General features: G+C 71.5%; 22 protein-coding genes and 1 tRNA gene. 8 read left to right on the forward strand and 15 right to left on the reverse strand.

Translation table 11 applies throughout. The features are described from left to right. Positions 1-26 precede the first annotated feature (26 nt). The 10 genes from prmC to N1032_RS09605 all read right to left on the reverse strand — a co-directional run bounded on the left by prmC (position 27) and on the right by N1032_RS09605 (position 12,919). Complete coding sequence (prmC, locus tag N1032_RS09560) at positions 27-911, reverse strand: peptide chain release factor N(5)-glutamine methyltransferase (RefSeq protein WP_259539173.1); 885 nt, start codon at positions 909-911, stop codon at positions 27-29. Positions 912-913: 2 nt separating this feature from the next. Next, positions 914-1,993, reverse strand: a complete 1,080-nt coding sequence (gene prfA / locus N1032_RS09565) for a peptide chain release factor 1 (RefSeq protein WP_259538832.1) — start codon at positions 1,991-1,993, stop codon at positions 914-916. Further along, positions 1,993-4,413, reverse strand: a complete 2,421-nt coding sequence (gene rho / locus N1032_RS09570; protein ID WP_259538833.1) for a transcription termination factor Rho — start codon at positions 4,411-4,413, stop codon at positions 1,993-1,995. Before rho ends, prfA begins: the two co-directional genes overlap by 1 nt. 167 nt (positions 4,414-4,580) lie before the next feature. Then, complete coding sequence (gene thrB / locus N1032_RS09575) at positions 4,581-5,525, reverse strand: homoserine kinase (RefSeq protein WP_407933020.1); 945 nt, start codon at positions 5,523-5,525, stop codon at positions 4,581-4,583. Further along, complete coding sequence (thrC, locus tag N1032_RS09580; RefSeq protein ID WP_259538835.1) at positions 5,522-6,628, reverse strand: threonine synthase; 1,107 nt, start codon at positions 6,626-6,628, stop codon at positions 5,522-5,524. Before thrC ends, thrB begins: the two co-directional genes overlap by 4 nt. After that, positions 6,628-7,998, reverse strand: coding sequence for a homoserine dehydrogenase (locus N1032_RS09585; protein ID WP_259538836.1), 1,371 nt, complete (start codon positions 7,996-7,998; stop codon positions 6,628-6,630). The genes thrC and N1032_RS09585 overlap by 1 nt, the downstream gene beginning before the upstream one ends. Continuing rightward, a complete protein-coding gene (gene lysA, locus N1032_RS09590) occupies positions 7,995-9,416 on the reverse strand; it encodes a diaminopimelate decarboxylase (protein WP_259538837.1) in 1,422 nt (473 codons plus the stop codon). The genes N1032_RS09585 and lysA overlap by 4 nt, the downstream gene beginning before the upstream one ends. 172 nt (positions 9,417-9,588) lie before the next feature. Next, the gene (locus N1032_RS09595) at positions 9,589-10,368 is read right to left on the reverse strand and encodes an LmeA family phospholipid-binding protein (RefSeq protein WP_259538838.1); all 780 of its coding nucleotides are present in this window, start codon (positions 10,366-10,368) and stop codon (positions 9,589-9,591) included. A gap of 37 nt (positions 10,369-10,405) precedes the next feature. Continuing rightward, positions 10,406-12,064, reverse strand: coding sequence for an arginine--tRNA ligase (gene argS / locus N1032_RS09600; protein WP_259538840.1), 1,659 nt, complete (start codon positions 12,062-12,064; stop codon positions 10,406-10,408). Between the two features lie 60 nt (positions 12,065-12,124). Beyond that, positions 12,125-12,919, reverse strand: coding sequence for a transglutaminase-like domain-containing protein (locus tag N1032_RS09605; protein ID WP_259539175.1), 795 nt, complete (start codon positions 12,917-12,919; stop codon positions 12,125-12,127). A gap of 82 nt (positions 12,920-13,001) precedes the next feature. Here N1032_RS09605 and N1032_RS09610 point away from each other — a divergent pair. Then, positions 13,002-13,074, forward strand: a tRNA-Arg gene (locus tag N1032_RS09610). Positions 13,075-13,152: 78 nt separating this feature from the next. Here N1032_RS09610 and N1032_RS09615 read toward each other — a convergent pair. After that, on the reverse strand, positions 13,153-14,448 hold the full coding sequence (locus tag N1032_RS09615; RefSeq protein WP_259538841.1) for a C40 family peptidase: 1,296 nt from the start codon (positions 14,446-14,448) through the stop codon (positions 13,153-13,155). Positions 14,449-14,573: 125 nt separating this feature from the next. After that, on the reverse strand, positions 14,574-14,777 hold the full coding sequence (locus N1032_RS09620; protein WP_259538842.1) for a hypothetical protein: 204 nt from the start codon (positions 14,775-14,777) through the stop codon (positions 14,574-14,576). A 62-nt stretch (positions 14,778-14,839) separates the two neighbouring features. On the opposite strand from N1032_RS09620, the gene N1032_RS09625 reads away from it, so the two are divergent. Beyond that, complete coding sequence (locus tag N1032_RS09625; protein ID WP_259538843.1) at positions 14,840-15,289, forward strand: MarR family winged helix-turn-helix transcriptional regulator; 450 nt, start codon at positions 14,840-14,842, stop codon at positions 15,287-15,289. 41 nt (positions 15,290-15,330) lie between these two features. On the opposite strand, the gene N1032_RS09630 is transcribed toward N1032_RS09625, so the two are convergent. Next, positions 15,331-16,065, reverse strand: coding sequence for a gamma-glutamyl-gamma-aminobutyrate hydrolase family protein (locus N1032_RS09630; RefSeq protein ID WP_259538844.1), 735 nt, complete (start codon positions 16,063-16,065; stop codon positions 15,331-15,333). A 224-nt stretch (positions 16,066-16,289) separates the two neighbouring features. Here N1032_RS09630 and N1032_RS09635 point away from each other — a divergent pair, with 224 nt between their 5' ends. From N1032_RS09635 to N1032_RS09660, 6 genes are all read left to right on the forward strand, one after another. Further along, on the forward strand, positions 16,290-18,377 hold the full coding sequence (locus N1032_RS09635) for a TPM domain-containing protein (protein ID WP_259538845.1): 2,088 nt from the start codon (positions 16,290-16,292) through the stop codon (positions 18,375-18,377). A 71-nt stretch (positions 18,378-18,448) separates the two neighbouring features. Further along, positions 18,449-19,192 (forward strand): PspA/IM30 family protein, encoded by a 744-nt coding sequence (locus N1032_RS09640; RefSeq protein ID WP_259538846.1) that lies wholly within the window; start codon positions 18,449-18,451, stop codon positions 19,190-19,192. Positions 19,193-19,206: 14 nt separating this feature from the next. Then, complete coding sequence (locus tag N1032_RS09645) at positions 19,207-20,034, forward strand: arginase family protein (RefSeq protein WP_259538847.1); 828 nt, start codon at positions 19,207-19,209, stop codon at positions 20,032-20,034. Continuing rightward, positions 20,031-20,810 (forward strand): crotonase/enoyl-CoA hydratase family protein, encoded by a 780-nt coding sequence (locus N1032_RS09650; RefSeq protein WP_259538848.1) that lies wholly within the window; start codon positions 20,031-20,033, stop codon positions 20,808-20,810. Before N1032_RS09645 ends, N1032_RS09650 begins: the two co-directional genes overlap by 4 nt. A 67-nt stretch (positions 20,811-20,877) precedes the next feature. Continuing rightward, positions 20,878-22,326, forward strand: a complete 1,449-nt coding sequence (locus N1032_RS09655) for a dihydrolipoyl dehydrogenase family protein (protein ID WP_259538849.1) — start codon at positions 20,878-20,880, stop codon at positions 22,324-22,326. Further along, positions 22,326-22,697, forward strand: coding sequence for a Fe-S oxidoreductase (locus tag N1032_RS09660; protein ID WP_259539176.1), 372 nt, complete (start codon positions 22,326-22,328; stop codon positions 22,695-22,697). Before N1032_RS09655 ends, N1032_RS09660 begins: the two co-directional genes overlap by 1 nt. Here N1032_RS09660 and N1032_RS09665 read toward each other — a convergent pair. Together N1032_RS09665 and N1032_RS09670 are read right to left on the reverse strand one after the other, a co-directional pair. Beyond that, positions 22,694-23,080 (reverse strand): SIP domain-containing protein, encoded by a 387-nt coding sequence (locus tag N1032_RS09665; RefSeq protein WP_259538850.1) that lies wholly within the window; start codon positions 23,078-23,080, stop codon positions 22,694-22,696. The genes N1032_RS09660 and N1032_RS09665 overlap by 4 nt on opposite strands. 102 nt (positions 23,081-23,182) lie before the next feature. Beyond that, the gene (locus tag N1032_RS09670; RefSeq protein WP_259539177.1) at positions 23,183-24,610 is read right to left on the reverse strand and encodes an amidase; all 1,428 of its coding nucleotides are present in this window, start codon (positions 24,608-24,610) and stop codon (positions 23,183-23,185) included. Positions 24,611-24,648: the final 38 nt, after the last annotated feature.

Raw genomic sequence — 24,648 nt, forward strand, 5'->3', positions numbered from 1 at the left:
GGGTCACCGCGTGAGAAGCCTATCGGTCAGCGGAGTGCGGTGGTCGCCCGATCGCGACCGGTGAGGTCGCGCTGGGTCGAGACCGCGCGCCAGCCGTCGGCGGCGAGCAAGGCGCGCAGGTCGGCGCCCTGCAGGTCGCCGTGCTCGATCACGAGGCTGCCGCCCGGGCGCAGCAGGCGCCGGGCGGTCGAGGAGACCTGGCGCACCACGTCGAGGCCGTCGACGCCGCCGTAGAGGGCGTGCTCGGGGTCGTGCAGGCGCACCTCGGGGTCGCGCGGGATGGCGCCGAGGGGGATGTAGGGCGGGTTCGACACGACCACGTCGACCGAGCCGTCGAGCTCGGGCAGTGCGTCGGCGAGATCGATGAACACCAGCCGGGCGTTGTCGGCGCCGGTTGCACGGAGGTTCTGCTTGGCCCACACGAACGCGGCGGTGGAGTTCTCGACCGCCACCACGTCGGCGTGCGGCACCTCCGTCGCCAGCGACAGGGCGATCGCGCCGCTGCCGGTGCCGAGGTCGATCGCGAGCGGGCGCGCATCCGGAGCCGGCACGACCGCGCGCAACGCGTCGACCGCGAGGCCCGCGACGAATTCGGTCTCGGGCCGGGGCACGAACACGCCCGGGCCGACGGCGAGCTCGAGCGAGCGGAACCAGGCCACACCCGTGATGTGCTGCAACGGCTCGCGTGCGGCGCGGCGCTCGACCGCCTCGATGATCGACACGGCCTCGTCGACGCCGATCGGCGCATCCGTCACCGTCAGCGACTGCACGCGGCCGCGTGAGGCGCCCAGCACGTGACCGATCAGCAGCTCGGCGTCGACCTGGGGGTCGAGGATGCCGGCCGCGGCGAGGATGGCGACCGAGCGGTCGAAGAGCGCTCGCACGGTCACCGGCTGATCGATCACCGACAGGCTCACGAGTCGGTGCCCACCGCGGCGAGCCGGCTCTCCTCGTCGGCCGTGATGGCCGACTGGATGATCGGCTCGAGCGCGCCGTCCATCACCTGGTCGAGGTTGTAGGCCTTGTAGCCCGTGCGGTGATCGGCGATGCGGTTCTCGGGGAAGTTGTAGGTGCGGATGCGCTCGGAGCGGTCGACCGTACGGATCTGGCTCTTACGAGCCGCGGATGCCTCGGCGTCGAGCTCCTCCTGCTGCTTCGCGAGGATGCGGGCGCGCAGCACGCGCATGCCGGCCTCGCGGTTCTGCAGCTGGCTCTTCTCGTTCTGCATCGACACCACGATGCCCGTGGGCAGGTGCGTGATGCGCACCGCGGAGTCGGTGGTGTTCACCGACTGGCCGCCGGGACCCGACGAACGGAAGACGTCGATCTTGAGGTCGTTGGGGTTGATCTCGACCTCTTCGGGCTCGTCGACCTCGGGAAAGACGAGCACACCGGCGGCGGAGGTGTGGATGCGCCCCTGCGACTCGGTGGCGGGCACGCGCTGCACGCGGTGCACGCCGCCCTCGTATTTCAGGTGCGCCCAGACACCCTGCGCCGGGTCGGTGGAGTTGCCCTTGACGGCGATCTGCACGTCTTTGTAGCCGCCCAGATCGCTCTCGGTGCGTTCGAGGAGCTCGGTCTTCCAGCCCTTCGACTCGGCGTAGTGCAGGTACATGCGCAACAGGTCGGCAGCGAAGAGCATGCTCTCGGCACCGCCCTCTCCGGCCTTGATCTCCATGATCACGTCGCGGGCGTCATCCGGGTCGCGCGGAATCAGCAGCCGGCGCAGCTTCTCTTCGGCCTCGGCCAGGCTCTGCTCGAGCGCCGGAACCTCCGCGGCGAACGACTCGTCGTCTTTCGCCAGCTCGCGGGCGGCTTCGAGGTCTTCGACGCCTTGCGTCCACGCGGCGTAGGCGCCCACGATGCGGCTCAACTCGGCATAACGCCGGTTGACCCGCTTCGAGCGCGCCGGATCACTGTGCAGCGCCGGATCGGACAGCTGCTGCTGCAGGTCGTCGTGTTCGACCAGCAGCGCAGCGACGGATTCGAACATCAGTCGGCCTTGTGACCGTTGTGGCCGTTCTGTGCGGGCGTCGGCATCGACTTCTGCACCTGCATCAGGAACTCGACGTTCGACGAGGTCTCCTTCAGCCGGCCGAGAACGATCTCGAGCGCCTGCTGCTGGTCGACGCCGGCGAGGGCGCGGCGCAGCTTCCAGGTGATCTTGGTCTCGTCGGCGCCCATCAGCAGCTCTTCGCGACGGGTCGACGACGCGTTGACGTCGACGGCCGGGAAGATGCGCTTGTCGGCGAGCTGACGCGAGAGGCGGAGCTCGGAGTTGCCGGTGCCCTTGAACTCCTCGAAGATCACCTCGTCCATCTTCGAGCCGGTCTCGACCAGAGCGGTCGCGAGAATGGTGAGCGAGCCGCCGTTCTCGATGTTGCGCGCGGCTCCGAAGAAGCGCTTCGGCGGGTAGAGCGCCGAAGCGTCGACACCGCCCGAGAGGATGCGACCGGATGCCGGCGACGCCAGGTTGTAGGCGCGGCCGAGGCGGGTGATCGAGTCGAGCAGCACGACCACGTCGTGGCCGAGTTCCACCAGGCGCTTGGCGCGCTCGATGGCGAGCTCGGCGACCGTGGTGTGGTCTTCGGCCGGGCGGTCGAAGGTCGAGGCGATGACCTCGCCCTTGACGGTGCGCTGCATGTCGGTGACCTCTTCGGGCCGCTCGTCGACCAGCACGACCATGAGGTGCACCTCGGGGTTGTTGGTCGAGATCGCGTTGGCGATCTGCTGCAGCACGATGGTCTTGCCGGCCTTGGGCGGCGCGACGATGAGGCCGCGCTGGCCCTTGCCGATCGGCGCGACCAGATCGATGATGCGCTGGGTCAGCTTGCCGGGCTCGGTCTCGAGGCGCAGTCGCTCCTGCGGGTAGAGCGGGGTGAGCTTGCCGAACTCGACGCGGTTCTGCGCCTCTTCGACCGGCAGGCCGTTGATCGACTCGATGCGCACGATCGCGTTGTACTTCTGGCGGCCGTTCGAGTCGCCCTCGCGGGGCTGGCGGATCGAGCCGACGACGGCGTCGCCCTTGCGCAGGTTGTACTTCTTGACCTGGCCGAGCGAGACGTAGACGTCGCTGTTGCCGGGCAGGTAGCCGCTCGTGCGCACGAAGGCGTAGTTGTCGAGGATGTCGAGGATGCCGGCGACGGGGATGAGCACGTCGTCTTCGCTGATCTCGGGCTCGAGCTCGTCGCCACCGGTCTGGCCGCGGCGCTTGCGGTCGCGGTAGCGGTTGCGCGCACCCCGCTCGCTGCGGTCGCCGTCGGGACCGTTGCGGTCGGCGTCGCGCTGGTTCTGCTCGGCCTGGTCGGCCTGCTTGGCCGCTTCGCGGTTGCCCTGGCTGGCCTGGCTGGCGCGCTCGCCGCCCTGGCCGCGCTCGGGCTGGTTGCCCCGCTCGCCCTGGTTGCGGTCGTTCTGGTTGCGGTCGCCCTGGTTGCGGTCGCCCTGGTTGCGGTCGCCCTGGTTGCGGTCGTTCTGGTTGCGGTCGTTCTGGCCGCGATCCTGAGCGGAGCCGCCCTGGCCGCGGTCTTGGTTACCGCGCTCGTTCTGGTTCTGTGCGCCCTGGTTGCGGTCGCCCTGGTTGGCGGCACCGCCCTGGGTGGCGTTCTGGCCGCCGTCGGCGTTCTGGCCGTTGTTGTTGCGGTTGCGGCGGTTGCGGCTGCGGCCGCTGCGGCCCGAGGTCGGCTCGCCCTGCTCGCCCTGGCCGTCGTCGCCCTGCTCGAGCACGTCGGGGGTGTCGGCGGTGTCGAGGTCGGCGCCGCCGTGTGCGGTGGCATCGGCGGCGACAGCGCCCTGTGCAGCGGCGTCAGCGGCATCGGTGCCGGAGGTGATGTCGCCGGCGACGGCAGGAGCGTCGGCGGGGATGAGCTGCTCGGCGTCGGCGCTGTTGACGTGCGAGCCGGCCGAGACTCGGGCGGTGCTCTGGCCGGCGGAGCGGCCGTTCGAGCGCTCGATGGCGTAGCCGCCGTCGACCGAGGTCACGCGACGCGAGCCGCGGCGCTTGGGCGACACGGGGCCCTCGGGCAGATCGATGACGATCGGCTCCTTGGGCTGCGACGAGGTGACGGGAGCGGCACGCAGCAGCTCGTCGGGAACGATGGGGCCGTCGACCGCGGGCGCGGCAGGTGCTTCGGCAGCGGGGGCGTCGGCCGCGGGAGTGGCCTCGGCGGCGGCATCCGTCGGCGTCGCGAAGTCGAGCGTCGGGGCCTGGTCGTTCGGGGCCTGGTCGGCAGGGATCGCGTCGGCGGGGATCGCCTCGGCGGGAGCGGCGGTGCCCTCCTGAACGCGGCGGATGGCCTCGATCAGGTCGCCCTTGCGGAGCTTCGAGGCACCGGCCATGCCGAGCCCGGCGGCGATCGCCTGCAGCTCGGAGACCTTCAAGGTCGAGAGATCGGATTGGATGTTGACGTCAGTCACGGAGATTGTGTCCTTCCCCTGTCGGCTACGAAAAGCCAGGCAGAGAACTGCCTGCGGGCTGGTACGCACACGGGGAGCGACGCGGTGGTCGCGGCCGGATGAGTCTGCACGCGGCAGGAATGAGTTGGAAGAAATGCGGCCGGGACGGGATTCAGAGCAACTGAGGGCTACTTGACTTCGTCCGGGTGCAGCACCACTGTAGCACCTTTGAAGTCCACGGCCAGAACGAGCGACTGCCAGGGTGTCGCGGCGCTCGCGGCCACCAGCTCGGCCGCCGCCAGCCGTTGCCCGGGGTCGCTGCAGAGCACCAGGATGCTGGGGCCGGCGCCCGACACGACGGCCGGGAACCCCTCGGCCCGCAGGGCCTGGATGAGCCGGTCGGTCTCGGGCATGGCGCTCGCGCGGTAGCTCTGGTGCAGCTTGTCCTCGGTGGCCGCCAGCAGCAGCTCGGGGCTCTGGATGAGGGCCGCGATCAGCAGCGTCGACCGCGACACGTTGAAGATGGCGTCGGCATGCGGCACCGACTCGGGCTGCAGGCTGCGCGCGAGAGCCGTCGACATGGTCTCCTGCGGCACCAGCACGAGCGGCGACACCCCGCGGTGCACGATCAGTTTCTTGAACTGCGGCCCCTCGGGGGTGACCCAGGCGATGGTGAGCCCGCCGAAGAGCGCGGGCGCCACGTTGTCGGGGTGGCCCTCGAGCTCGGTGGCCCGGGCGAGCAGGCCGAGCGAGTCGATCTCGACGACGCCCTCGAGCAACCCCTTCGCGGCCATGATGCCCGACACGATGGCGGCGCCGGATGACCCGAGCCCGCGTCCGTGCGGGATCACGTTGTTCGCCACCAGGTGGAGACCCGGCAGCGGCTGGTCGTAGGCCGCGAAGGTGTGGGCGATGGCGCGCACGACGAGGTTCGACTCATCCGTCGGCACCTCGCCCTCGCCCACGCCGTGCACCTCGACGAAGGCGCCCGGCTCGTCGCGCACCGACACGGTGAGCTCGTCGTAGAGGGCGAGCGCGAGACCGAGGGTGTCGAAACCGGGGCCGAGGTTGGCCGTGGTCGCGGGAACGCGCACGGTCACCGTGCGGCCGGAGAGCGCCGGGCCCACGGTCACGAGGCTTCTTTCGAGAGGCCGAGCACGCCGGCGATCTCGGCCGCGTCGACCGGAACCACGGTGGGTGTGACATCCGAGCCGTCGGCGGTGCGGAGCGCCCACTGGGGGTCTTTCAGGCCATGCCCGGTGACGGTGAGCACGACGGTCGAGCCGGCCGGGATCGCGCCCGCCTCGGCCCGCTCGAGCAGGCCGGCGACGCTGATCGCCGAGGCCGGCTCGACGAAGATGCCCACCTCGGCCGAGAGGATGCGGTAGGCCGCGAGGATGTGGTCGTCGTCGATGGCGCCGAAGTAGCCGTCGGTCGCGTCGCGCGCCGCGAGGGCGAGCTCCCACGAGGCGGGGTTGCCGATGCGGATGGCGCTCGCGATGGTCTCGGGGTTGGTCACGGGGTGACCGAGCACGATCGGCGCGCTGCCGGCCGCCTGGAAGCCGAACATGCGGGGCAGCTTGGTGGTGACGCCGCGCTCGAGCTCCTCGGTGTAGCCGCGGGTGTAGGCGGTGTAGTTGCCGGCGTTGCCGACCGGCACGATGTGGAAGTCGGGGGCGTCCTGCAGCACCTCGACCACCTCGAAGGCGGCGGTCTTCTGGCCCTCGATGCGGTCGGGGTTCACCGAGTTCACGAGGTGCACGGGGTAGTTCGCCGAGAGGTCGCGGGCGAGGTCGAGGCAGTCGTCGAAGTTGCCCTGCACCTGGATCAGCTGCGCGTTGTGGGCGATCGCCTGGCTCAGCTTGCCGAGCGCGATCTTGCCCTCGGGCACGAGCACGGCCGCGGTGATGCCCGCGTGGGCCGCATACGCGGCCGCCGAGGCGGAGGTGTTGCCGGTCGAGGCGCAGATGACGGCTTCGGCGCCGTGCTCGACGGCCTTCGAGATGGCCATCGTCATGCCGCGGTCTTTGAACGAGCCGGTGGGGTTCATGCCCTCGTACTTGACGTAGACCGTCGCGCCGGTGCGAGCGGAGAGCGCCGGGGCCGGGATGAGCGGCGTGCCGCCCTCACCGAGCGTCACCACGGGGGTGGCGTCGCTGATGTCGAGGCGGTCGGCGTATTCGCGCAGAACGCCTCTCCACTGGCGGGAGGGGATGCGATCGGTGGTGTCGGCCACTAGGGCGTGTCTCCTTCAACTCGTAGGACTGCTTCGACACGAACGACGGCATCGTTCGACGAGACAGCCGCCACCGTGGCCGCGAGGGCGGCTTCGGGGGCTTCGTGCGTGACAATCACAAGGGTAGCGGTGAGCTGAACGATCGATGACCGGTCGTCGCCGTGCTGCGCGGCGCCCGCCGTCAGGCCGGGCACCGCCGAGGCGACGGTCTGCTGCACGGCCTCGACCGAGACGCCGTGCTCGCTGAACAGACCGGCCACCTGGGCGAGCACGCCCGGCTTGTCGGTGACGGTGAGGGTGATCTGGTAGCGCGTGGTGACCGATCCGATCGAGAGCACCGGCAGGTTCGCGTGCGTCGACTCCCCCACGCCCGGGCCGCCGGCCACGTGCCGCCGGGCGGCCGACACCAGATCGCCGAGCACGGCCGACGCCGTCTCGAGCCCGCCCGCGCCCGCGCCGTAGAACATCAGGTCGCCCGCCGCCTCGGCCTGCACGAACACGGCGTTCTTCGCTCCGTGCACGGCGGCGAGCGGATGCAGCCGGCTGATCAGCGCCGGATGCACGCGCACCACGACCCCCTCCACGCCGGTGGCGGGATCGGTGAGGCGCTCGCAGATCGCGAGCAGCTTCACCACGTAGCCGGTGCGCTGGGCGGCCTCGACCTGCGCGGCCGTGATGCCGGTGATGCCCTCGCGGTGCACGGCCTCGACCGGAACGGCGGTATGGAAGGCGAGACTGGCGAGGATGGCGGCCTTCTGCGCGGCGTCGTAGCCCTCGATGTCGGCCGTCGGGTCGGCCTCGGCGTAGCCGAGCGCCGTCGCGGTGGCGAGCGCGGCCTCGAGGGTGTCGCCCTCGGTGTCCATGCGGTCGAGGATGAAGTTCGTGGTGCCGTTGACGATGCCCATCACGCGCCGCACGCGATCGCCGGCGAGGCTGTCGCGCAGCGGCCGGATGATCGGGATGGCGCCGCCGGCCGCGGCCTCGTAGTAGAGCTGCGCGCCCACCTGCTCGGCGGCGTCGAACAGCTCGGGCCCGTGGGTCGCGAGCAGTGCCTTGTTGCCCGTGACGACGTCGGCGCCGGAGTTGATGGCGAGCAGGATGTACTCGCGGGCCGGCTCGATGCCGCCCATCAGCTCGATCACCACGTCGGCCGACTGGATGAGCGTGCGGGCATCCGTCGTGAACAGGTGCTTCGGCAGATCGGCGTCGCGGGGCGCGTCGACGTCGCGCACGGCGATGCCGATGAGCTCGAGGCCGGCGCCCACCCGCGAGGCGAGCTCGTCGCCCTGCTCGAGCAGCAGCCGGGCCACCTGGGAGCCGACCGAGCCCGCGCCGAGCAAGGCGATGCGGAGGTTGCGGTATTCGATCATGGTTGTGCTCCGGGGTAGGCGGCGTCGCGGGAGAGGAGGTCGGCTTCGGTCTCGCGCCGCACGATCACGCGCGCGTGGCCGTCGCGCACGGCGACGACCGCGGGGCGGCCGACGTGGTTGTAGTTGCTCGAGAGCGACCAGCAGTAGGCGCCCGTGGCCGGCACGGCCACCAGGTCGCCCGGCTCGACGTCGCCCGGCAGGTAGTCGGCGTAGACCACGATGTCGCCGCTCTCGCAGTGCTTGCCGGCGATGCGCACCAGCGCGGGGTCGGCATCCGAGGTTCTCGACGCGATGCGCACCGAGTAGTCGGCGCCGTAGAGGGCGGGCCGCACGTTGTCGCTCATGCCGCCGTCGACGCTGACATACTTGCGCACCAGGTCGACGGCCTCGCCGCTCTCGCCCGGCACGCTCACGAGCACGTCTTTGATGGTTCCGACCTCGTAGAGCGTCGCTCCGGCGGTGCCGATGATCGACCGGCCGGGCTCGAACGCGAGGGTAGGCACGGGGATGCCGAGGCGCGCGCACTCCCCCGCCACGGCCGCGACGATCGACTCCGCGAGCTCGGGCACGGGCGTCGGGTCGTCGGCGACCGTGTAGGCGATGCCGAAGCCGCCGCCCAGGTTGAGCTCGGGCACCTCGCCGCCGCGGAGCAGCAGCGCGTGCGCCTCGAGCAGCCGCGCGGCCGACTCGGCGAACCCGTCGGATCCGAAGATCTGCGAGCCGATGTGGCAGTGCAGCCCGAGCAACCGCAGCTCGGGATACGACCGGATGGCGGCCGCGAACTCCTCGGCCTGATCGAGCCGCACGCCGAACTTCTGATCTTCGTGCGCCGTGGCCAGGAAGTCGTGGGTGTGCGCGTGCACACCGCTGTTCACCCGAACGCGCACGGGCTGCACGCGGCCGTGCCGGGCGGCGGCCGCGGCGATCCGCTCGATCTCGATCGCGCTGTCGATCACGATCGCGCCGACTCCGGCCGCGACGGCGCGGTCGATCTCGGCGAGCGACTTGTTGTTGCCGTGCAGCCCGATGCGGTCCGGGTCGACGCCGGCGGCGAGGGCGACCGCGAGCTCTCCGCCGCTGCAGGCGTCGACGGCGAGACCCTCCTCGGTCATCCAGCGCGCCACCTCGATGCTGAGGAACGCCTTGCCGGCGTAATAGATCTTCGCGGTGGTTCCCGCGCGTCCGGCGGCGTCGGCGAAGGCGTCGCGGATGTCGCGGGCGCGCGTGCGGGCATCCGCTTCATCGACCACGTAGAGCGGCGTGCCGAACTCACGCGCGAGGGCCGAGGCGGGCACTCCGGCGAACGCGATCTCGCCGGAGGCCTCACGCACGGCGCCGCGCGACCAGATCGGCGCGGGCAGCACGTTGGCGTCGGCCGGGTGGCCGAGCCACGCCGGAGCGAGCGGGCTGGAGGTCATGGGCGATCCCTTTGCTGTGTCGTCGAGACCCGCGGAGCGGGCTCGGCCGTGCGAGAACCGAGTGGCACAAGGGGCGAGCGGACCCGGCTTGGTCCCTGAAGCCGCGCACCGAGGTGTGAGCACTCGGCGGTAATAGGGATCCTACCGTTCGCGGGCCACCCGGCCCGTCGTGTTACGGGCAGGTGCCGAGGGTGCGCAGGCTGTCCTCGCTCAGCACGAAGTCGTCGGCGCTGAGGTAAACGGTCGCCTCGCCCTGCGACACCTGCAGCGAGTCGATCGAAGCGCCCTGCGGCAGGTATTCGGCCACGCAGACGGTGATCGGCTCGTTCGTGACGTTCTGCAGCAGGCTGCCGACATCGATGTTCAGGTCGTTCGAGCCCTGCGTGAGGGTGGCCGACTCGGGCTGGATCGTGACCTCGGTTCCCGAGGCGTCGACCTGCCCGGTCACCCGGTAGCCCAGGTCGATGCCGAGGAAGGTGATGTCGCCCTCATAGCTCACGACGTCGTCGCCGAGCGCCAATTGCGCGTCACCCGGCAGCGTGATGACCCGGTTCACCGCGTTCTGATCGAGGGTGAGCGAGGCCTGGATGTCGCCGACCGGCTTCGTGAGGTCGGTGGGAACGCCCTTCGCCGTGACGTGAGCGGCGACCGGCACCCCGTCGACCGTGAGGGCGGGGGCGTCGAGCTGCACCTCGTCGAACGAGCCCGCGATCAGCTGGGTGAGGAACGAGAACCCGCCGATCGTCACCTGGATGTCGCCCTGCACCTGCTCGGGCAGCTGGTCGGCGATCTCGGCCTCGGCGCGGTTCTGCGCGTAGGCGCGCACCGCGATGTCGGCCACCACCACGAGCACGGCGAGCACCACCACGATGCCGATCACCCACCAGAGGGCGCGCGACGGCCGTTTCTTCGCGACCGGCGCGGGCGGGCTGACGTGATGCTCGGTGGTCATGACCCCATCCTGCCCGCAAACGCCGCCGGGCGGCGGGTCACATGCGGTCGGGAGCCGAGACGCCGATCAGGTCGAGGCCGTTGCGCAGCACCTGGCCGGTGGCGTCGTTCAGCCACAGCCGCGTGCCGTGCAGGGCCGTGATCGGCTCGTCGCCGAACGGCAGCACCCGGCAGGCGTCGTACCAGCGGTGGTAGTAGCCGGCGAGCTCTTCGAGGTAGCGGGCCACGCGGTGCGGCTCGCGCAGCTCGGCCGCGTGGGCGACGATGCGGGGGAACTCCTGCAGCGCGCCGATGAGGGCGTTCTCGGTGGGGTGCACGAGCAGTGCGGGCTCGAAATCGGCGCGCGTGACGCCGGCGTCGGCGGCGTTGCGGGCCACCGAGCGGGTGCGGGCATGGGCGTACTGCACGTAGAACACCGGATTGTCGTTGGTGCGCGAGCGCAGCTTCTCGCCGTCGAGCGAGAGCGGCGAATCGGCCGGGTAGCGCGCGAGCCAGTAGCGCAGCGCGTCGGCGCCGAGCCAGTCGAGCAGGTCGTCGAGCTCGATGATGTTGCCGGCGCGCTTGGAGAGCTTGGCGCCGTTGAGGTTCACCAGCTGCCCGATCAGCACGCTGAGACCGGTGTCGGGGTCGTCGCCCGCCGCGGCCGCGAGGGCCTTGAGGCGCCCCACGTAGCCGTGGTGGTCGGCCCCGAGCAGATAGATCTTCTCGGGGAACCCGCGGTCCTTCTTCGACAGGTAGTAGGCGGCATCCGCGGCGAAGTAGGTCACGATGCCGTTGCCCCGGGTGAGCACGCGGTCTTTGTCGTCGCCGAAGTCGGTGGTGCGCACCCACACGGCGTCGTCGGCCTCGTAGACGTGGCCCTGGGCGCGCAACCGTGCCTCGGCGTCGTCGATCGCGGTGAGGCCGGTGGCGGCATCCGGTGTGTGCAGGGTGCGCTCGGAGAAGAACACGTCGAAGTGCACGTGGAAGTTCGCCAGCGACTGCTTGATCTCGGCCAGCTGCAGCTCGTAGGCCAGGTCGCGGGCGAGCGCGATCGCCTCGGCGTCGGGCCGCTCGAGCAGGTCGGGGATCTGCTCGAGCACCCGCTGCGCGAGGGTCTGGATGTAGGGGCCGGGGTAGCCCTTCTCGGGCGTCGGCTCGCCCTTGGCCGCGGCGAGGATCGAGAGGCCGAAGACATCCATCTGGCTGCCGGCGTCGTTGATGTAGTACTCGGTGGTGACGGCGGCACCGGATGCCTTGAGCACGCGGGCGATCGAGTCGCCGAGCGCCGCCCACCGGGTGTGGCCGATGTGCAGCGGGCCGGTGGGATTGGCCGAGACGAACTCCATGTTGATGGTGTGGCCGGCGAGGGCGTCGTTGTGGCCGTAGCCGTCGCCGCTCTCGACGATCGTGCGCGCCACCTCGGCGGCCGCGGCGGCCTCGAGGGTGATGTTGATGAAGCCCGGGCCTGCGACCTCGACCGAGGCCACGCCGTCGAGAGCCCGGATGGCGGGAACGAGCTCCTCGGCGAACGCGCGCGGGTTCGTGCCGAGCCGCTTGGCCAGTCTCATGGCGATGTTCGAGGCCCAGTCGCCGTGGTCGCGGTTGCGCGGGCGCTCGAGCGCGGTGTCGCCCTCGGTGATCTCGACGCCCCCGGCGGTGGCGAGGCGGTCGGTCACGATGGCGAACAGAGCGGCGGAGAGGGCTTCGGGAGTCACGGCCAACGATCCTATCGCGCGCGGCTGAGCGCTCCGGCGGCGGGGCGCCCGAGCTCGACGCTAGTGCAGCTCGACGAGCTGGGTGAGATCGTCGGCCGGCAGCACGTCGGCGACCGCCGACACCTCGAGGTGGTCGAGCACGAGGTTGCCGCCGTGGTTGGTGAGGAACGCGGTGTCGGCGGCATCCCGCCCCGTCGCGATGCGCAGCAACGACTGGCGGGGGGCCAGGGTGGTCGCGTCGACGATGTGCCAGGCGCCTTCGACGAACGCCTCGGCGACGGCGTGGAAATCCATCGGGTAGAGACCGGGCGCATACACCGACACCAGCCGCGCCGGCACGTCGAGCGCGCGCAGCAGGGCGATGACGAGATGGGCGTAGTCGCGGCAGACGCCCTTGCGCAGCAGCAGGGTCTGCACGGCGCCGTCGGTGGGGGCGCTCGAACCGGGCACGTAGCTCAGCTCGGAGCCCACCCACGAGCTGACCGCCTCGAGCAGCTCGCGGTCGAACAGGCCCCGGAACTCCCCCAGCGCCGTGGGCATCAGGGTGTCGGACTCGCAGTAGCGGCTCGGGCGCAGGTAACGGATGAGATCGACCGGCTCGACCGGCGCCGCGGGCGCCTCGCCGTCGACCACGGCCTCGTAACGAGCCGTGAACCGGCCGGGCGGCACCTGGAACTGGTGCAGCCGCGTGCCGTGGTTGTCGGTGATGTCCTCCGGCACGATCGGTTTTCCGTCGACGCGGTAGTCGATGACCTCCCGCGTGAACGTCGCGCCCGGTGCGGCGGCGATCGAGAAGACGACGGTCGTGCCGAAATCGACGGTCGCGTCGATGTGGGCGAAGACGGAACGCTGCATGCCTTCGATCTTGTCACGGCCGCGGAGCCCGGCGTGACCGATCACCGGCCGACATCCTGCTAACCTTGGTGACGCACCCCGAGCCCCCATAGCTCAGGGGATAGAGCGTCTGCCTCCGGAGCAGAAGGCCGTAGGTTCAAATCCTACTGGGGGCACCGTGTTCATGCCGCGCCGCCGCCTCTGCGGCGCGGGTGGCTTATCCGCCGGTGTTGCGGTGCGGGGTCGTGTTCGGGTCAGACCAGGCGGACGAAGTAGTAGCTGCCCCAGAGGCCGGGGTTGTGGGTGACGTAGCGGCCCCAGTCGGGCGAGTGGATGACGCCGCCAGTGCCGTCGTAGATGCCGATGTGCGTTCCCGGCCACACGACGAGGTCGCCGGCCTGGGCGTCTTGCGGCGACACGCGCACGCCCATGGCGGCCTGGCGGCTCACCAGACGCGGCAGCTGGATGCCGAACTGACCGAAGACGTATTGCGTGAGACCGTCGCAGCCGAAGCTGTCGTTGGGGTCGGCGCCGTAGCCGTAGGGAACCACGCCCACGAACTGCTCGGCGTAGGCCACGACGGCCTCACCGCTGTACGACTGGGCCGGCGGCGCCACGACGATGCCGCCGCTCCCACCGCCGCCGGACCCAGCTCCCCCACCCGAACCGGAGCCCCCACCCCCGGAACCCGACCCGCCGCCGTCGCCGGCTGCGGCCGCTGCGGCGTCGCGGGCGGCCTGCGCTGCCGCGGCCTCCTGCTCGGCCCTCGCCTGACGCTCGATTTCGGCCTGCACGAGGCCCTCTCGGTACTGCGCCTCGGTGTTCACCGTGTCGTCTTTCAGGGCCGCGAGCTGCACCGTCAGCTCGGCCTGATGGTTCTCCTGCTCCATCAAGGCGCCCTGCACGGTCTTCTGCGCCTCGAGAGCCGACTGCAACGAGGCATCCGCGGCCGCCGCCAGCGCGGCGAGACCGGCCTGCGCCACCGCCGCCTGATCGCTGAGCGACGACGCCGTGTTCTCGTCCTGCTTCGCCTTGTCGAACACGCCCTTGCTGGTCTCGCTCAGCTTCGACATCGTGCCGAGCTGGTAGAGCAGGTCGTCGCTGCCGCCGCCCGACACCAGCAGGTGCGAGGTCAGGTCGTTGCCGGCGCTGCGGGCGAACTGGGCCGCGAGGCCCGCGGCGCGCTTGCTCGACTGGTCGGCGATCGTCGCCGCCGTGGCGGCCTGCGCGCCGAGTTCAGCGGCCTTGCGCGTGCCCTGCGCGAGTGCGTTCTGGGCGATCTGGTCGGCCTCCCAGGCCTGGTTGGCCACCGCCTGCGCGGCCTCGACCTCGGCCTGCATGCCCGCGATCAGGCCCTCGATCTCGTCGATCTGGCTCTGCTTCGCGCCCTCACTGGCCTTGGCGGCCTGCACGTCGTCCCACGACGGGTAGTCGGTGGCGGCCGCCGGCGACGTCACGAGCAGAGTGGCGGCGAGCACGCCGACGACTGCCAGCGCACCCGCGCCGAACAGCCGCTTGAGGCGATGTGCAGATGACGCGGTGACCCGCATGTACTCCCCCGAACGATCGAGCTCCGCGGCATCCGATTCACACCAGTCACACGCGCAACAGCAACAACGCTGATCACATTAGCAACTCACCGGCGTTTCTGACAGCCGAATTCGAATCGTCGGGTTTATAGTCCGCGATCCGCGGTCGGGCAATAGAGCTGCGTGCGCTCTCCCGAGCGGTCGATCTCGTGCTCGTCCATCGGCCGGCCGCACAGGGGGCAGACCCGGGCGGCGGGCGGCGTCGGCACCTCGACGTCATAGGGGCCGAGCGGCGGCGGACCGATCCAGGGCAGTAGTCGGCGATTCAACCGGTCGATGAATTTGCTCACATCGATTAGTGTACTAACTATTCGCACCCTCAGCGAGTGCTCCGACCTGGGAAGATGGACAGATGACCGACACCGTGGCCAACCCGCTCGCGCTCGAGAACCAGGTCTGCTTCGCCCTGGCGGTCGCCTCGCGCAGCGTCATCGCGCTCTACCGGCCCGTGCTCGAACCGCTCGGCCTCACGCATCCTCAGTACCTCGTGATGCTCGCCCTCTGGGAGCACGACCCCCGGTCGGTCGGTGAGCTCGGCACCGCGCTGCAACTCGAGCCGGCGACCCTGTCTCCGCTGCTCAAGCGGCTCGAGGCCGCCGGCTACGTCACCCGCACCCGCTCGGCCGGCGACGAGCGCCGCCTCGACATCGTGCTCACGGCATCCGGCCGCGCTCTGCGGTCGAAGGCGCTCGCGGTGCCCGCCGCCGTCGCCGAGCGGCTGGCCGTTCCGCTCGAGACGCTCGAGCACACGCGAGACCTGCTCACCGGGCTGATCGCCGCGGCGACACGCGCGCCGGCCTGACGCGCAGCTCAGCGGTGCGAACAGCTCGCCGGCGCACGCGGTCAGGCGGCGACGGCCACCTGCAGGACGAGCCGCGTGAGCAGGGCGTCGAGCTGGCCGACCGGCGCTCCGGCGTCTTCGGGATGCCACTGCACGCCCACCACGGGGGCATCGACGTGCTCGATCGCCTCGATCAGACCGTCGGATGCCGTGGCCGCGACCCGCAGGCCCGCGCCGAGCCGGTCGACGGCCTGGTGGTGAGCGCTCTGCGTCGACACCACGTCGCCGAGCGTGAGCGCGAGCGAACTCCCCGCGGCGACGGCCACGTCGTGGGTCGCCATCACCCGCTCGATCGGCACGGCGTCGCGGCGGTGCGCCGACGACTCGCCGAGATCCTGCAGCAGGGTGCCGCCGAGGGCCACGTTGATGATCTGGTGGCCGCGGCAGACCCCGAGCACCGGCGTGCCCCGGCGCACTGCCCGCTGCACGAGGGCGATCTGCGCCTCGTCGGCGCGCTCGGCGTGGCGCCCCTCGGCGCGGTAGCCGCGCGCCGCGCCGTAGAACTCGGGGGCGATGTCTTCGCCGCCGAGCACGAGCAGGGCGTCGGAGGATACCGTACGGCGCAGCGACGCGTCGAGGCCCTCGTCTTCAGCGGCGATGACGTCGACGATCCAGCCCGCGCGCTCCGACGCCCGCACCGCGCGCTCGACCAGCACCGACGAGTAGGCGTGGTACTCCGGGGCATGCGGCCGGGCGTGCGTCACCACGACGACGCTGAGGCGGGCCCGGGAGTTCATGGCCTTCATCCTGCCGAGGGCGGCCGACGGATGCATCCCCTCGCGTAACGCAGGGAAACATGACGCCCACCGCCACGCGCCCGCACCGCGCCCACCCCCGTCGGAGCCTGCCGACGGTCAGCCGACGGACAGCCGACGGCCTACCCGGGAGGCTCCCGGGAATCGCGGGGAGAACGCTCAGATTCATAGACGCCCGCGGCGCCGCCCTCCTAGAATCTGGGTCAATGAGACACCCGCACCGGAATCGCCGCGCGGCGAGCATCCGCCCTGTTTTCGCCACTGTCGCCACCGTCGTCGCAGCGATCGGCCTCGCCGTGCTCGCCCCCGCCCTGCCCGCCTTCGCGGGCGACCCCGTCGATCTCGGCGGGCGTTACATCGCCGACGAGTCGGGCGTGCTGGGCGGCGACCAGGCCGAGCTGCAAGACGCTCTCGACACCCTGTCGACCGAGCACGGCGTGAATCTCTTCGTCATCTACACCGACAGCTTCACCAACCCGTCCGACCGCGAGGCCTGGGCGAACGACGTCGCCGAGATCAACCAGTTCGGCACCAACGACGCGCTCCTCGCCGTCGCCACCGAAGACCGGGTCTACCAGCTGTCGGTCGCGTCGGACTCGCCGCTGACCGTCGACCAGCTGAGCGCCATCCAGACCGACGACATCGTGCCCGCGCTGCGGCAGGACGACTGGGCAGGCGCCGGCATCGCCGCGGCCGAGGGCATCGGCGACGCCCTCGGCGGAGGGTCGGGCGGCTCGGGTGACTCCAGCACGGGCGGCGGTCTCGGCGGGTTCGTCTGGGTCATCGCCATCCTGATCATCGTCGTGGTGGCGGCCCTCGTCGTCGTGCTCGTGCTGCGCCGGCGCCGGTCGATCGATCGATCGGTCAATCAGCAAGCGGCGGTGAGCGGCCCGACGCAGAAGGAGCTCGACCGCCAGGTGGGGGCGGTGCTCGTCGACCTCGACGACGCCGTCACCTCGAGCGAGGAGGAGCTCGGGTTCGCGGTCGCCCAGTTCGGCGCGGAGGCCACGAAGACCTTCTCCGACGTGCTCACCGAGGTGAAGGCGTCGCTGTCGCAGGCGTTCACGCTGAAGCAGCGCCTCGACGACGCCGAACCCGACACCGACGCCGAACGGCGCGCGTGGTCGGAGCAGATCATCGCGCTCTGCGACGCCGCCGCCGACAAGCTCGACGCCCAGACCGACGCGTTCACCGCCCTCCGCGACGTCGAACGCGACCCCACGACGGCCCTCGAGACCGCGAAGGGCGAGTTGTCGGCGCTCACCGGTTCGGGCACCGACGCGCGCGAGCGCCTCGGCCGGCTCACCGCACGCTACGACCCACCCGCGCTCGGCACGGTGAACGGCAGCGTCGAGCAGGCCGACCAGCTGCGCGCCTTCGCCGGCACGCAGCTCGACCAGGCGGCGCAGTCGATCACGTCGGGCGACAACGCCCAGGCTGCACTGCGCATCCGGGCCGCTCGCCAGGCCGTGACGCAGGCTCAGACGCTCGTCACCTCGATCGCGACGCTCGAGCGCGATCTCGAGCAGGCCGCGACCGGCCTCGACGCGGCCATCTCCGACGCGCAGCAAGACCTCGCCGAGGCCGCACGGCTCGACGCCGCCGCCGATCCGAACGCCGCCCGGCTCGACCCGCTCGCCGCGGGCCTCTCCGTCGAGGTGCGGCGGGCGCAGACGAGCGGCGCCCGCGACCCGCTCAACGCGCGCGTCGCACTCGAGAAGGCCAACGCCCCGCTCGACGCGGCCCTGGCCACCGTACGCAGCGAACAGGAGCGGGTCGCCCGCCTGACCGCCCAGCGCGACCGGGCCATCAGCACCGCGCAGAGCGAGATAGCGGCGGCCCAGAGCTACCTCCAGACCCGACGCGGAGCGGTGGGTCCGGATGCCCGCACCCGCCTCTCCGAAGCCCAGCGGCACCTCGATCAAGCACTCGCCACCGCCACCACCGACCCCGAGGGCTCGCTGCGGGAGGCGTCGAGCGCAGCGCAGCTGGCCCAGCTCGCGTCGTCGACGGCGCAGCAGGACGTCACCTGGGCCCAGTCATCGGGCAACCAGGGCATGCCCGGCATGGGCGGCGGGGGCGGCGGCGACTTCACCGGAGCCCTGCTCGGCGGCATCCTCGGCGGTCTTCTCAGCGGCGGGGGCGGCAGCCGCTCGGGCGGTTACAGCGGCGGCAGCATCTTCGGCGGCGGCGGTGGCGGCTCCCGGGGCGGCTGGGGCGGCGGCAGCCGAGGAGGCGGCGGCTTCGGCGGTGGTGGCGGTGGCGGCCGGCGCGGCGGTGGCGGCCGCTTCTGATCGACCTGCCCCGCACCTCGCACCAGAACGCGTATCAGTGCCACGATTAGCCAGAACAGAAGGAGATCAGCATGACCAGCAAGCAGTCCATCTTCGGACGCATCGCGCAGCTCGCGAAGGCGAACATCAACGCCCTCATCGATCAGGCGGAAGACCCGCAGCTGATGCTCGACCAGCTCGTTCGCGACTACACCGAGAACATCGCCGACGCCGAGAGCGCCATCGCCCAGACCATCGGCAACCTCCGTCTGCTCGAAGAAGACCACCGCGACGACGTCGCCGCGGCCGAGGACTGGGGCCGCAAGGCCCTCGCCGCGAGCAACAAGGCCGATGAATACCGCACGGCCGGCAACACCGTCGACGCCGACAAGTTCGACGCCCTGGCGAAGGTCGCGCTGACCCGCCAGCTGCAGTCCGAGAACGAGGCCAAGAGCGCCGAGCCGTCGATCGCGTCGCAGACCGAGTCGGTCGACAAGCTGAAGGCCGGCCTCGGCGCCATGAAAGAGAAGCTGAACCAGCTGAAGACCAAGCGTGACAGCCTGGTCGCCCGCGCCAAGACCGCCCAGGCGCAGAGCCAGGTGCAGGATGCGCTGAAGAACATAGACGTGCTCGACCCCACGAGCGACCTCGGCCGCTTCGAAGACAAGATCCGTCGCGAGGAGGCCCGGGTGCGCGGCCAGGAGGAGCTCAACGCGTCGAGCCTCGACGCCCAGTTCGAGAGCCTCGAAGACATCGGTGAGCTGACCGAGGTCGAGGCCCGCCTCGCCGCGCTCAAGACGTCATCCGGTTCCAAGGCCGTGACGAGCGGCGAATAGGCGCGGAGGCGCTGGTGCCCGCGACATTCGTGGTCGTGCCGCAGTGGCAGGGCTCGGGTTCGAGCCGTGCCATGCGGTTGATCGACGGGGCAGACGCCATTCGGGGCGACCTGCCCTCGTCGGCGACCCGGCTGGTGGAGGTGCCGGCGGGAGCCGGTGAGTCGCTCGAGACCGGGGTGCACCGGTTCTCGTCGCTCACCGTCGTCGCCGAGGCGGTCGATCAGGCCCTCGCCGACGTCACCGACGTGCCGATCGTGATCGGCGGTGACTGCGGGGTCGAGTTCGCCGCCATCCGGGCCGCCGTGCGGCGCTCGGCCGGGCCGGTCGCGGTGGTGTGGTTCGACGCGCACGCCGATCTCAACACGCCCGAGTCCTCTCCCTCCGGGGCGTTCCACGGCATGGTGCTGCGCACCCTGCTCGGCGGAGGTCCCGCGGAGTTCGCCGACTCGCCGGTGGTCGAGCCGGGGCTCGTGGTGCTCGCGGGCACGCGCGCGCTCGACGACGCCGAGGCCGACTACGCAGAAGAGGCCGGCATCGCGCTCATCTCGCCCGATCGCTTCGACAGCCCGGATGCCGTCGTGCTCGCGTTGCGCGACACCGGCGCGACCGAGGTCTACCTGCACGTCGACCTCGACGTGCTCGACCCGAGCGAGATCACCGGCATCGCGTTCCCCGAACCCTTCGGGGTGACGACGGCGCAGTTGACGGCCGCCATCCGGGCCGTGCGCGAGGAGTTCACCGTGGTCGGCGCGGGCATCACCGAGTTCGCGCCGTCGACGCCCGAGGCCGCGGTCGACGACCTGCCGGCCATCCTGCGCATCGTGTCGGCCCTCGTGCGATGACGCGCATCGTCACCGAGCGACGCGGGCACGTGCTGCTGATCGGGCTCGACCGGCCCGAGAAGCGCAACGCCGCCGACTTCGAGCTGCTGCAGCAGTTCGCGCTCGCCTATGGGGCGTTCGATCGCGACCCGGAGTTGCGGGTCGCCGTGGTGCACGCCGTCGGCGAGCACTTCACGGCCGGTCTCGACCTCGCCGATCTCGGGCCCCGCATCACGCCCGAGGGTCTGCGGTTCGTGCCCGACGGCGGCCTCGACCCCTGGCGCATGGAGGGCGATGGCGTGGGCAAACCGGTCGTCGTCGCCGTGCAGGGAATCTGCCTCACGCTCGGCATCGAGCTCATGCTGGCCAGCGACATCGTGGTCGCGGCGACGGATGCGCGGTTCGGCCAGGTGGAGGTCGGTCGCGGCATCCTGCCCTTCGGCGGTGCCACGCTGCGGTTTCCGCGCGTCGCGGGCTGGGGCGACGCGATGAGGTGGATGCTCACCGGCGACCTGTTCGACGCCGCCGAAGCCCGGCGGCTCGGGCTCGTGCAGGAGGTCGTCTCCCCCGCGGAGCTGCTCCCCCGCGCACTCGAGATCGCCGAGCGGGTGGCCGCTCAGGCGCCGCTCGCCGTGCAGGCCACGCTCGCGAACGCGCGGCTCGCGGTGCGCGCCGGTGACGCCGCCGCGGCCCGAGAGCTCCAGCCCGAACTCGTGCGGCTGGTCGCCACCGAGGATTCCCGCATCGGCATGCGGGCCTTCCTCTCGCGCACCGACGCGGTGTTCATCGGAGAATGAGAAGAAACGGCAGCCCGCCGGGTGGGCCGGGGGCCGCGCAGCAGCCACGAAGCGATCAGGAGTTGTCATGACCACGGAATACGACGTCATCGTCATCGGAGCCGGAGCCATCGGCGAGAACGCGGCCGACCGTGCCGTGCAGGGCGGGCTCTCGGCCGTGCTGGTCGAGGCCGAACTCGTGGGCGGTGAGTGCTCCTACTGGGCCTGCATGCCGTCGAAGGCCCTTCTCCGCGCGGGCGACGCCATCCGCGAGGCCCAGCGGGTCGGCGGGGCGGCCGAGGCGGTCACCGGCGAGATCGACGTCGCCGCGGTGTTCCGGCGGCGCAACTCGTTCACGAGCGACTGGCACGACGACGGCCAGGTGAGCTGGGTCGAGGGGGCCGGCATCGGCCTGGTGCGCGGGCACGCCGTGTTCACCGGCGTGAAGGAGGTCACGGTCACCGGGCCCGACGGCACGGTCACCGAGCTGCGCGCGCGGAACGCGGTCGTGGTGGCCACGGGCTCGGTGCCGCTGCTGCCCGACATCCCGGGTCTCGCCGACGCCACGCCGTGGACGAGCCGCGAGGCGACCAGCGCCCAGAAGGCCCCGGCCCGTCTCGTCATCATCGGCGGCGGCGTGGTCGCGGTCGAGATGGCGACCGCCTACGCGTCGTTCGGCACCGAGGTCACCCTCGTGGCCCGCACCGTGATCCTGCAGAACCAGGAGCCGTTCGCCGGCGAACTGGTGGCCGAATCGCTCAAGAACCTGGGGGTCGACCTGCGCATCGGCGGCTCCCCCACCGCTGTCTCCCGCGACGCCGACGGGGTCGTGCACACCACGCTGCCGGGCGGGGAGGTCATCGACTCCGACGAGATCCTCGTGGCGACGGGGCGCCTGCCGCGCACCGGCGACCTCGGCATCGAGACCATCGGCCTCACGCCGAACCAGTGGCTCGAGACCGACGACACCATGCTCGTGCTCGGCGACGACGGCGAGCCGCTCGCGGGCGAGTGGCTCTACGCCACCGGTGACGTCAACCACCGTGCGCTGCTCACCCACCAGGGCAAATACCAGGCCCGCGCGGCCGGCGACGTGATCGTGGCGCGCGCGAAAGGACTGCCGGTGTCGGATGCCCCGTGGGGCCGCCACGTGGCCACCGCCGACCACGAGGCCGTGCCGCAGGTGACCTTCACCGACCCGCAGGTCGGTTCGGTCGGACTCACCGCCGCCGCGGCCGAGAAGGCCGGGTACCGCACCAAGGTCGTCGACTACGAGATCGGCTCGGTCGCCGGCGCCAGCGTCTACCTCGACGGCTACGCCGGCCGCGCCCGCATGGTGGTCGACGAAGACCGCAAGGTCGTGCTCGGTGTCACCTTCGTCGGCGCCGCGGTGCAGGAGCTCGTGCACTCTGCCACGGTCGCCATCGTGGGCGAGGTGCCGCTCGACCGGCTGTGGCACGCCGTGCCCTCCTACCCGACCATCAGCGAGGTCTGGCTGCGGTTCCTCGAGACCTACGGGCGGGACGCCAGCGCGTGATGGAGCGCATCCGGGCTGTTCTCTACGCACCGCCGGTCGCGCGGGCGGGCTACCTCTACGCCACGGCGGTCGGGCTCACGCTCGGGGCGCTGTTCAGCACCGGGCGCATCCGGCGCGTCGACGGCCTGTTCGTGTGCGCCGGCATGCCGTCGTGGGCGTTCCGCCGGGGCGGCACGTGCATCGGCGGGGTCTACCTCACCGACACGAACGACGCGCCGCGGGTGCTGCGCCACGAGGCCGTGCACCGCACGCAGTGGCAGCAGTACGGCATGATGTTCCCGCTGCTCTACGCTCTGGCCGGGCAGAACCCGCTGACCAACCACTTCGAGATCGAGGCGGGCCTTCGCGACGGGAACTATCTGAAGGACTAGACCGACGCGGCGTCGTGCGGCACGTCTTTGCCGAGCCAGACGCAGATTGCATCGCCGTCGATGTCGGCGTCGCCGGTCGACATCTCGCCGACCCAGGCGCGGATGGCCCGGGCGACCGCCTGCCCGGGAGCGCAGGCGAGGCCCGTGCCCATGTCGCCGGAGCGCACGTCGCGGGCCAGCCAGGTGACCGTCACGCGCTCGGGCGTGGCCATCGGGTCGATCGCGGCAGCGGACGGCACCTCGATGAACACCTGCCCGCGAGCGTTGTCGGCGAGGGTGGCGACGATCGCGCGGATCTCGTCGAGGTTCGCCTCGGTTCCGGCGAGGAGCACACGGCCGGCAGCACGGGAGACGACGGTGGCGTCAGAAGCGATCACATACATGATGAAGTCAGTATAGGCATCCCTAACTTAGGATTGCCATACATAACTCCGGCATTCGGCAGACTCACGACTGCGGGCCACGTCGGGGCCGGAATCGGGCCGTCACCACTGCGGCGGATGCACCCGGTCCCAGTGCAGCCGGCGCTCGAGTTGCCGGCCGAGCGAGAGCAGCGTGGCCTCGCCGCCGGGGCGCCCGATCAGCTGCGCGCCCATCGGCTGACCGTCGGGGGTGCGATGCACCGGGAGCGTGATGGCCGGTAGCCCGCTCACGTTCACGAACGACGTGAACGGCGTGTACTCCACCTGCTGCGCGAAGTTGCGTTCGCCGTCGTCGCGGTCGTACCACCCGATCGGCCGCGGCGTCATCGCGAGCGTCGGCATGAGCACGGCGTCGAAACGGTCGAACTGCCGCACGATCGAGCGCTCGTAGGCCGACAGGGTCGCCAGAGCCCGCACCAGATCCGACGCCGGGAGCGCCCGCCCGCGGTGCACGAGCCAGCGCGTCAGCGGCTCGAGCAGCTGCTCGCTGTCGTCGTCGACCGGGATCTGCGACGCGCCCGCCTGCCAGATCACCCGGAAGGCGTCGGGGTAGTCGGGCGCCGGTTCGACCGCGAACTCCTCCATGCCGTGGCCGAGCGCGACGAGCGTGTCGCGGGCGACGTCGAGCGCGGCGCGCGCCTCGGGATCGAGGTGGATGTCGTAGGCCGTCTCCCAGGGCGACCCGGTGGTCACCCCGACCTGGAACCGCCCCTCGCCGCGCACCGCCGCCCCGAGGAAGAGGCCGTCGTCGAACGTCGGCGCCCGCAGGGTGTGGTGGTGCAGGATGCGGTCGCCACGACGCGCGATCATGCCGTCGAGCAGCAGGGCGGCATCCGACACCGTGCGCGCGATCGGCCCGGCGACCGGAAGGCCGGCGAGCGAGTCCTGCCCCGACCCGGCCGGCACGAGCCCCCGGCTGGGTTTCAGCCCCACCAGCCCGCACACGGCCGCCGGGATGCGGATGGAGCCGCCGCCGTCGGAGCCGGGCGCGAACGGCAGCAGTCCCGCCGCCACGGCCACGGCCGCGCCGCCGCTCGACCCGCCGGCGCCCAGGCTCGTGTCGTAGGGGTCGCGGGCGGGCGGCGCCACCAGGTTCTCGGTGTAGCTCGGCAGCCCGAACTCGGGGGTCGCGGTCTTGCCGAGGCTCACGGCGCCCGCGCTGTCGAGCTGCAGCGGCAGCTCGTCGCTCTCGTCGGGCACGAAATCGGCGAACACGCGCGACCCGAAGGTCGTGCGCACACCGGCGCGGCGCACGAGGTCTTTGTCGGCGTAGGCGAGGCCCCAGAGCGGTGCGGTGCGCGGAACGGATGCCTCGACCTCCCGTGCCCGGGCGCGGGCCTCGGACGCCGTCACCGTGTGGAAGGCGCCCAGCCCGCCGTCGAGCCTGTCGATGCGCTCGAGGTAGTGGTCGACCACCTCGAGCACGCCGAGCTCTCCTCGCTGGAGGAACCGGTACTGCTCGAGCGCGGTGAGGTCGTGGATCTCGGTCACACGAGCGACGATACCGCGCGGGGCGGCGCGCACGGCGG

The organism is Herbiconiux daphne (assembly GCF_024979295.1).
Taxonomy (GTDB): Bacteria; Actinomycetota; Actinomycetes; order Actinomycetales; family Microbacteriaceae; genus Herbiconiux; species Herbiconiux daphnes.

Coding starts and splice junctions, on each gene's coding strand:
- lysA (WP_259538837.1), bottom strand. CDS start 9,416: ATGACCTCCAGCCCGCTCGCTCCGGCGTGGCTCGGCCACCCGGCCGAC.
- N1032_RS09665 (WP_259538850.1), bottom strand. CDS start 23,080: ATGTATGTGATCGCTTCTGACGCCACCGTCGTCTCCCGTGCTGCCGGC.
- N1032_RS09635 (WP_259538845.1), top strand. CDS start 16,290: ATGAGACACCCGCACCGGAATCGCCGCGCGGCGAGCATCCGCCCTGTT.
- N1032_RS09655 (WP_259538849.1), top strand. CDS start 20,878: ATGACCACGGAATACGACGTCATCGTCATCGGAGCCGGAGCCATCGGC.
- N1032_RS09605 (WP_259539175.1), bottom strand. CDS start 12,919: ATGCAGCGTTCCGTCTTCGCCCACATCGACGCGACCGTCGATTTCGGC.
- N1032_RS09650 (WP_259538848.1), top strand. CDS start 20,031: ATGACGCGCATCGTCACCGAGCGACGCGGGCACGTGCTGCTGATCGGG.
- N1032_RS09660 (WP_259539176.1), top strand. CDS start 22,326: ATGGAGCGCATCCGGGCTGTTCTCTACGCACCGCCGGTCGCGCGGGCG.
- prfA (WP_259538832.1), bottom strand. CDS start 1,993: ATGTTCGAATCCGTCGCTGCGCTGCTGGTCGAACACGACGACCTGCAG.
- N1032_RS09585 (WP_259538836.1), bottom strand. CDS start 7,998: ATGATCGAATACCGCAACCTCCGCATCGCCTTGCTCGGCGCGGGCTCG.
- N1032_RS09640 (WP_259538846.1), top strand. CDS start 18,449: ATGACCAGCAAGCAGTCCATCTTCGGACGCATCGCGCAGCTCGCGAAG.
- N1032_RS09595 (WP_259538838.1), bottom strand. CDS start 10,368: ATGACCACCGAGCATCACGTCAGCCCGCCCGCGCCGGTCGCGAAGAAA.
- N1032_RS09630 (WP_259538844.1), bottom strand. CDS start 16,065: ATGAACTCCCGGGCCCGCCTCAGCGTCGTCGTGGTGACGCACGCCCGG.
- N1032_RS09625 (WP_259538843.1), top strand. CDS start 14,840: ATGACCGACACCGTGGCCAACCCGCTCGCGCTCGAGAACCAGGTCTGC.
- N1032_RS09615 (WP_259538841.1), bottom strand. CDS start 14,448: ATGCGGGTCACCGCGTCATCTGCACATCGCCTCAAGCGGCTGTTCGGC.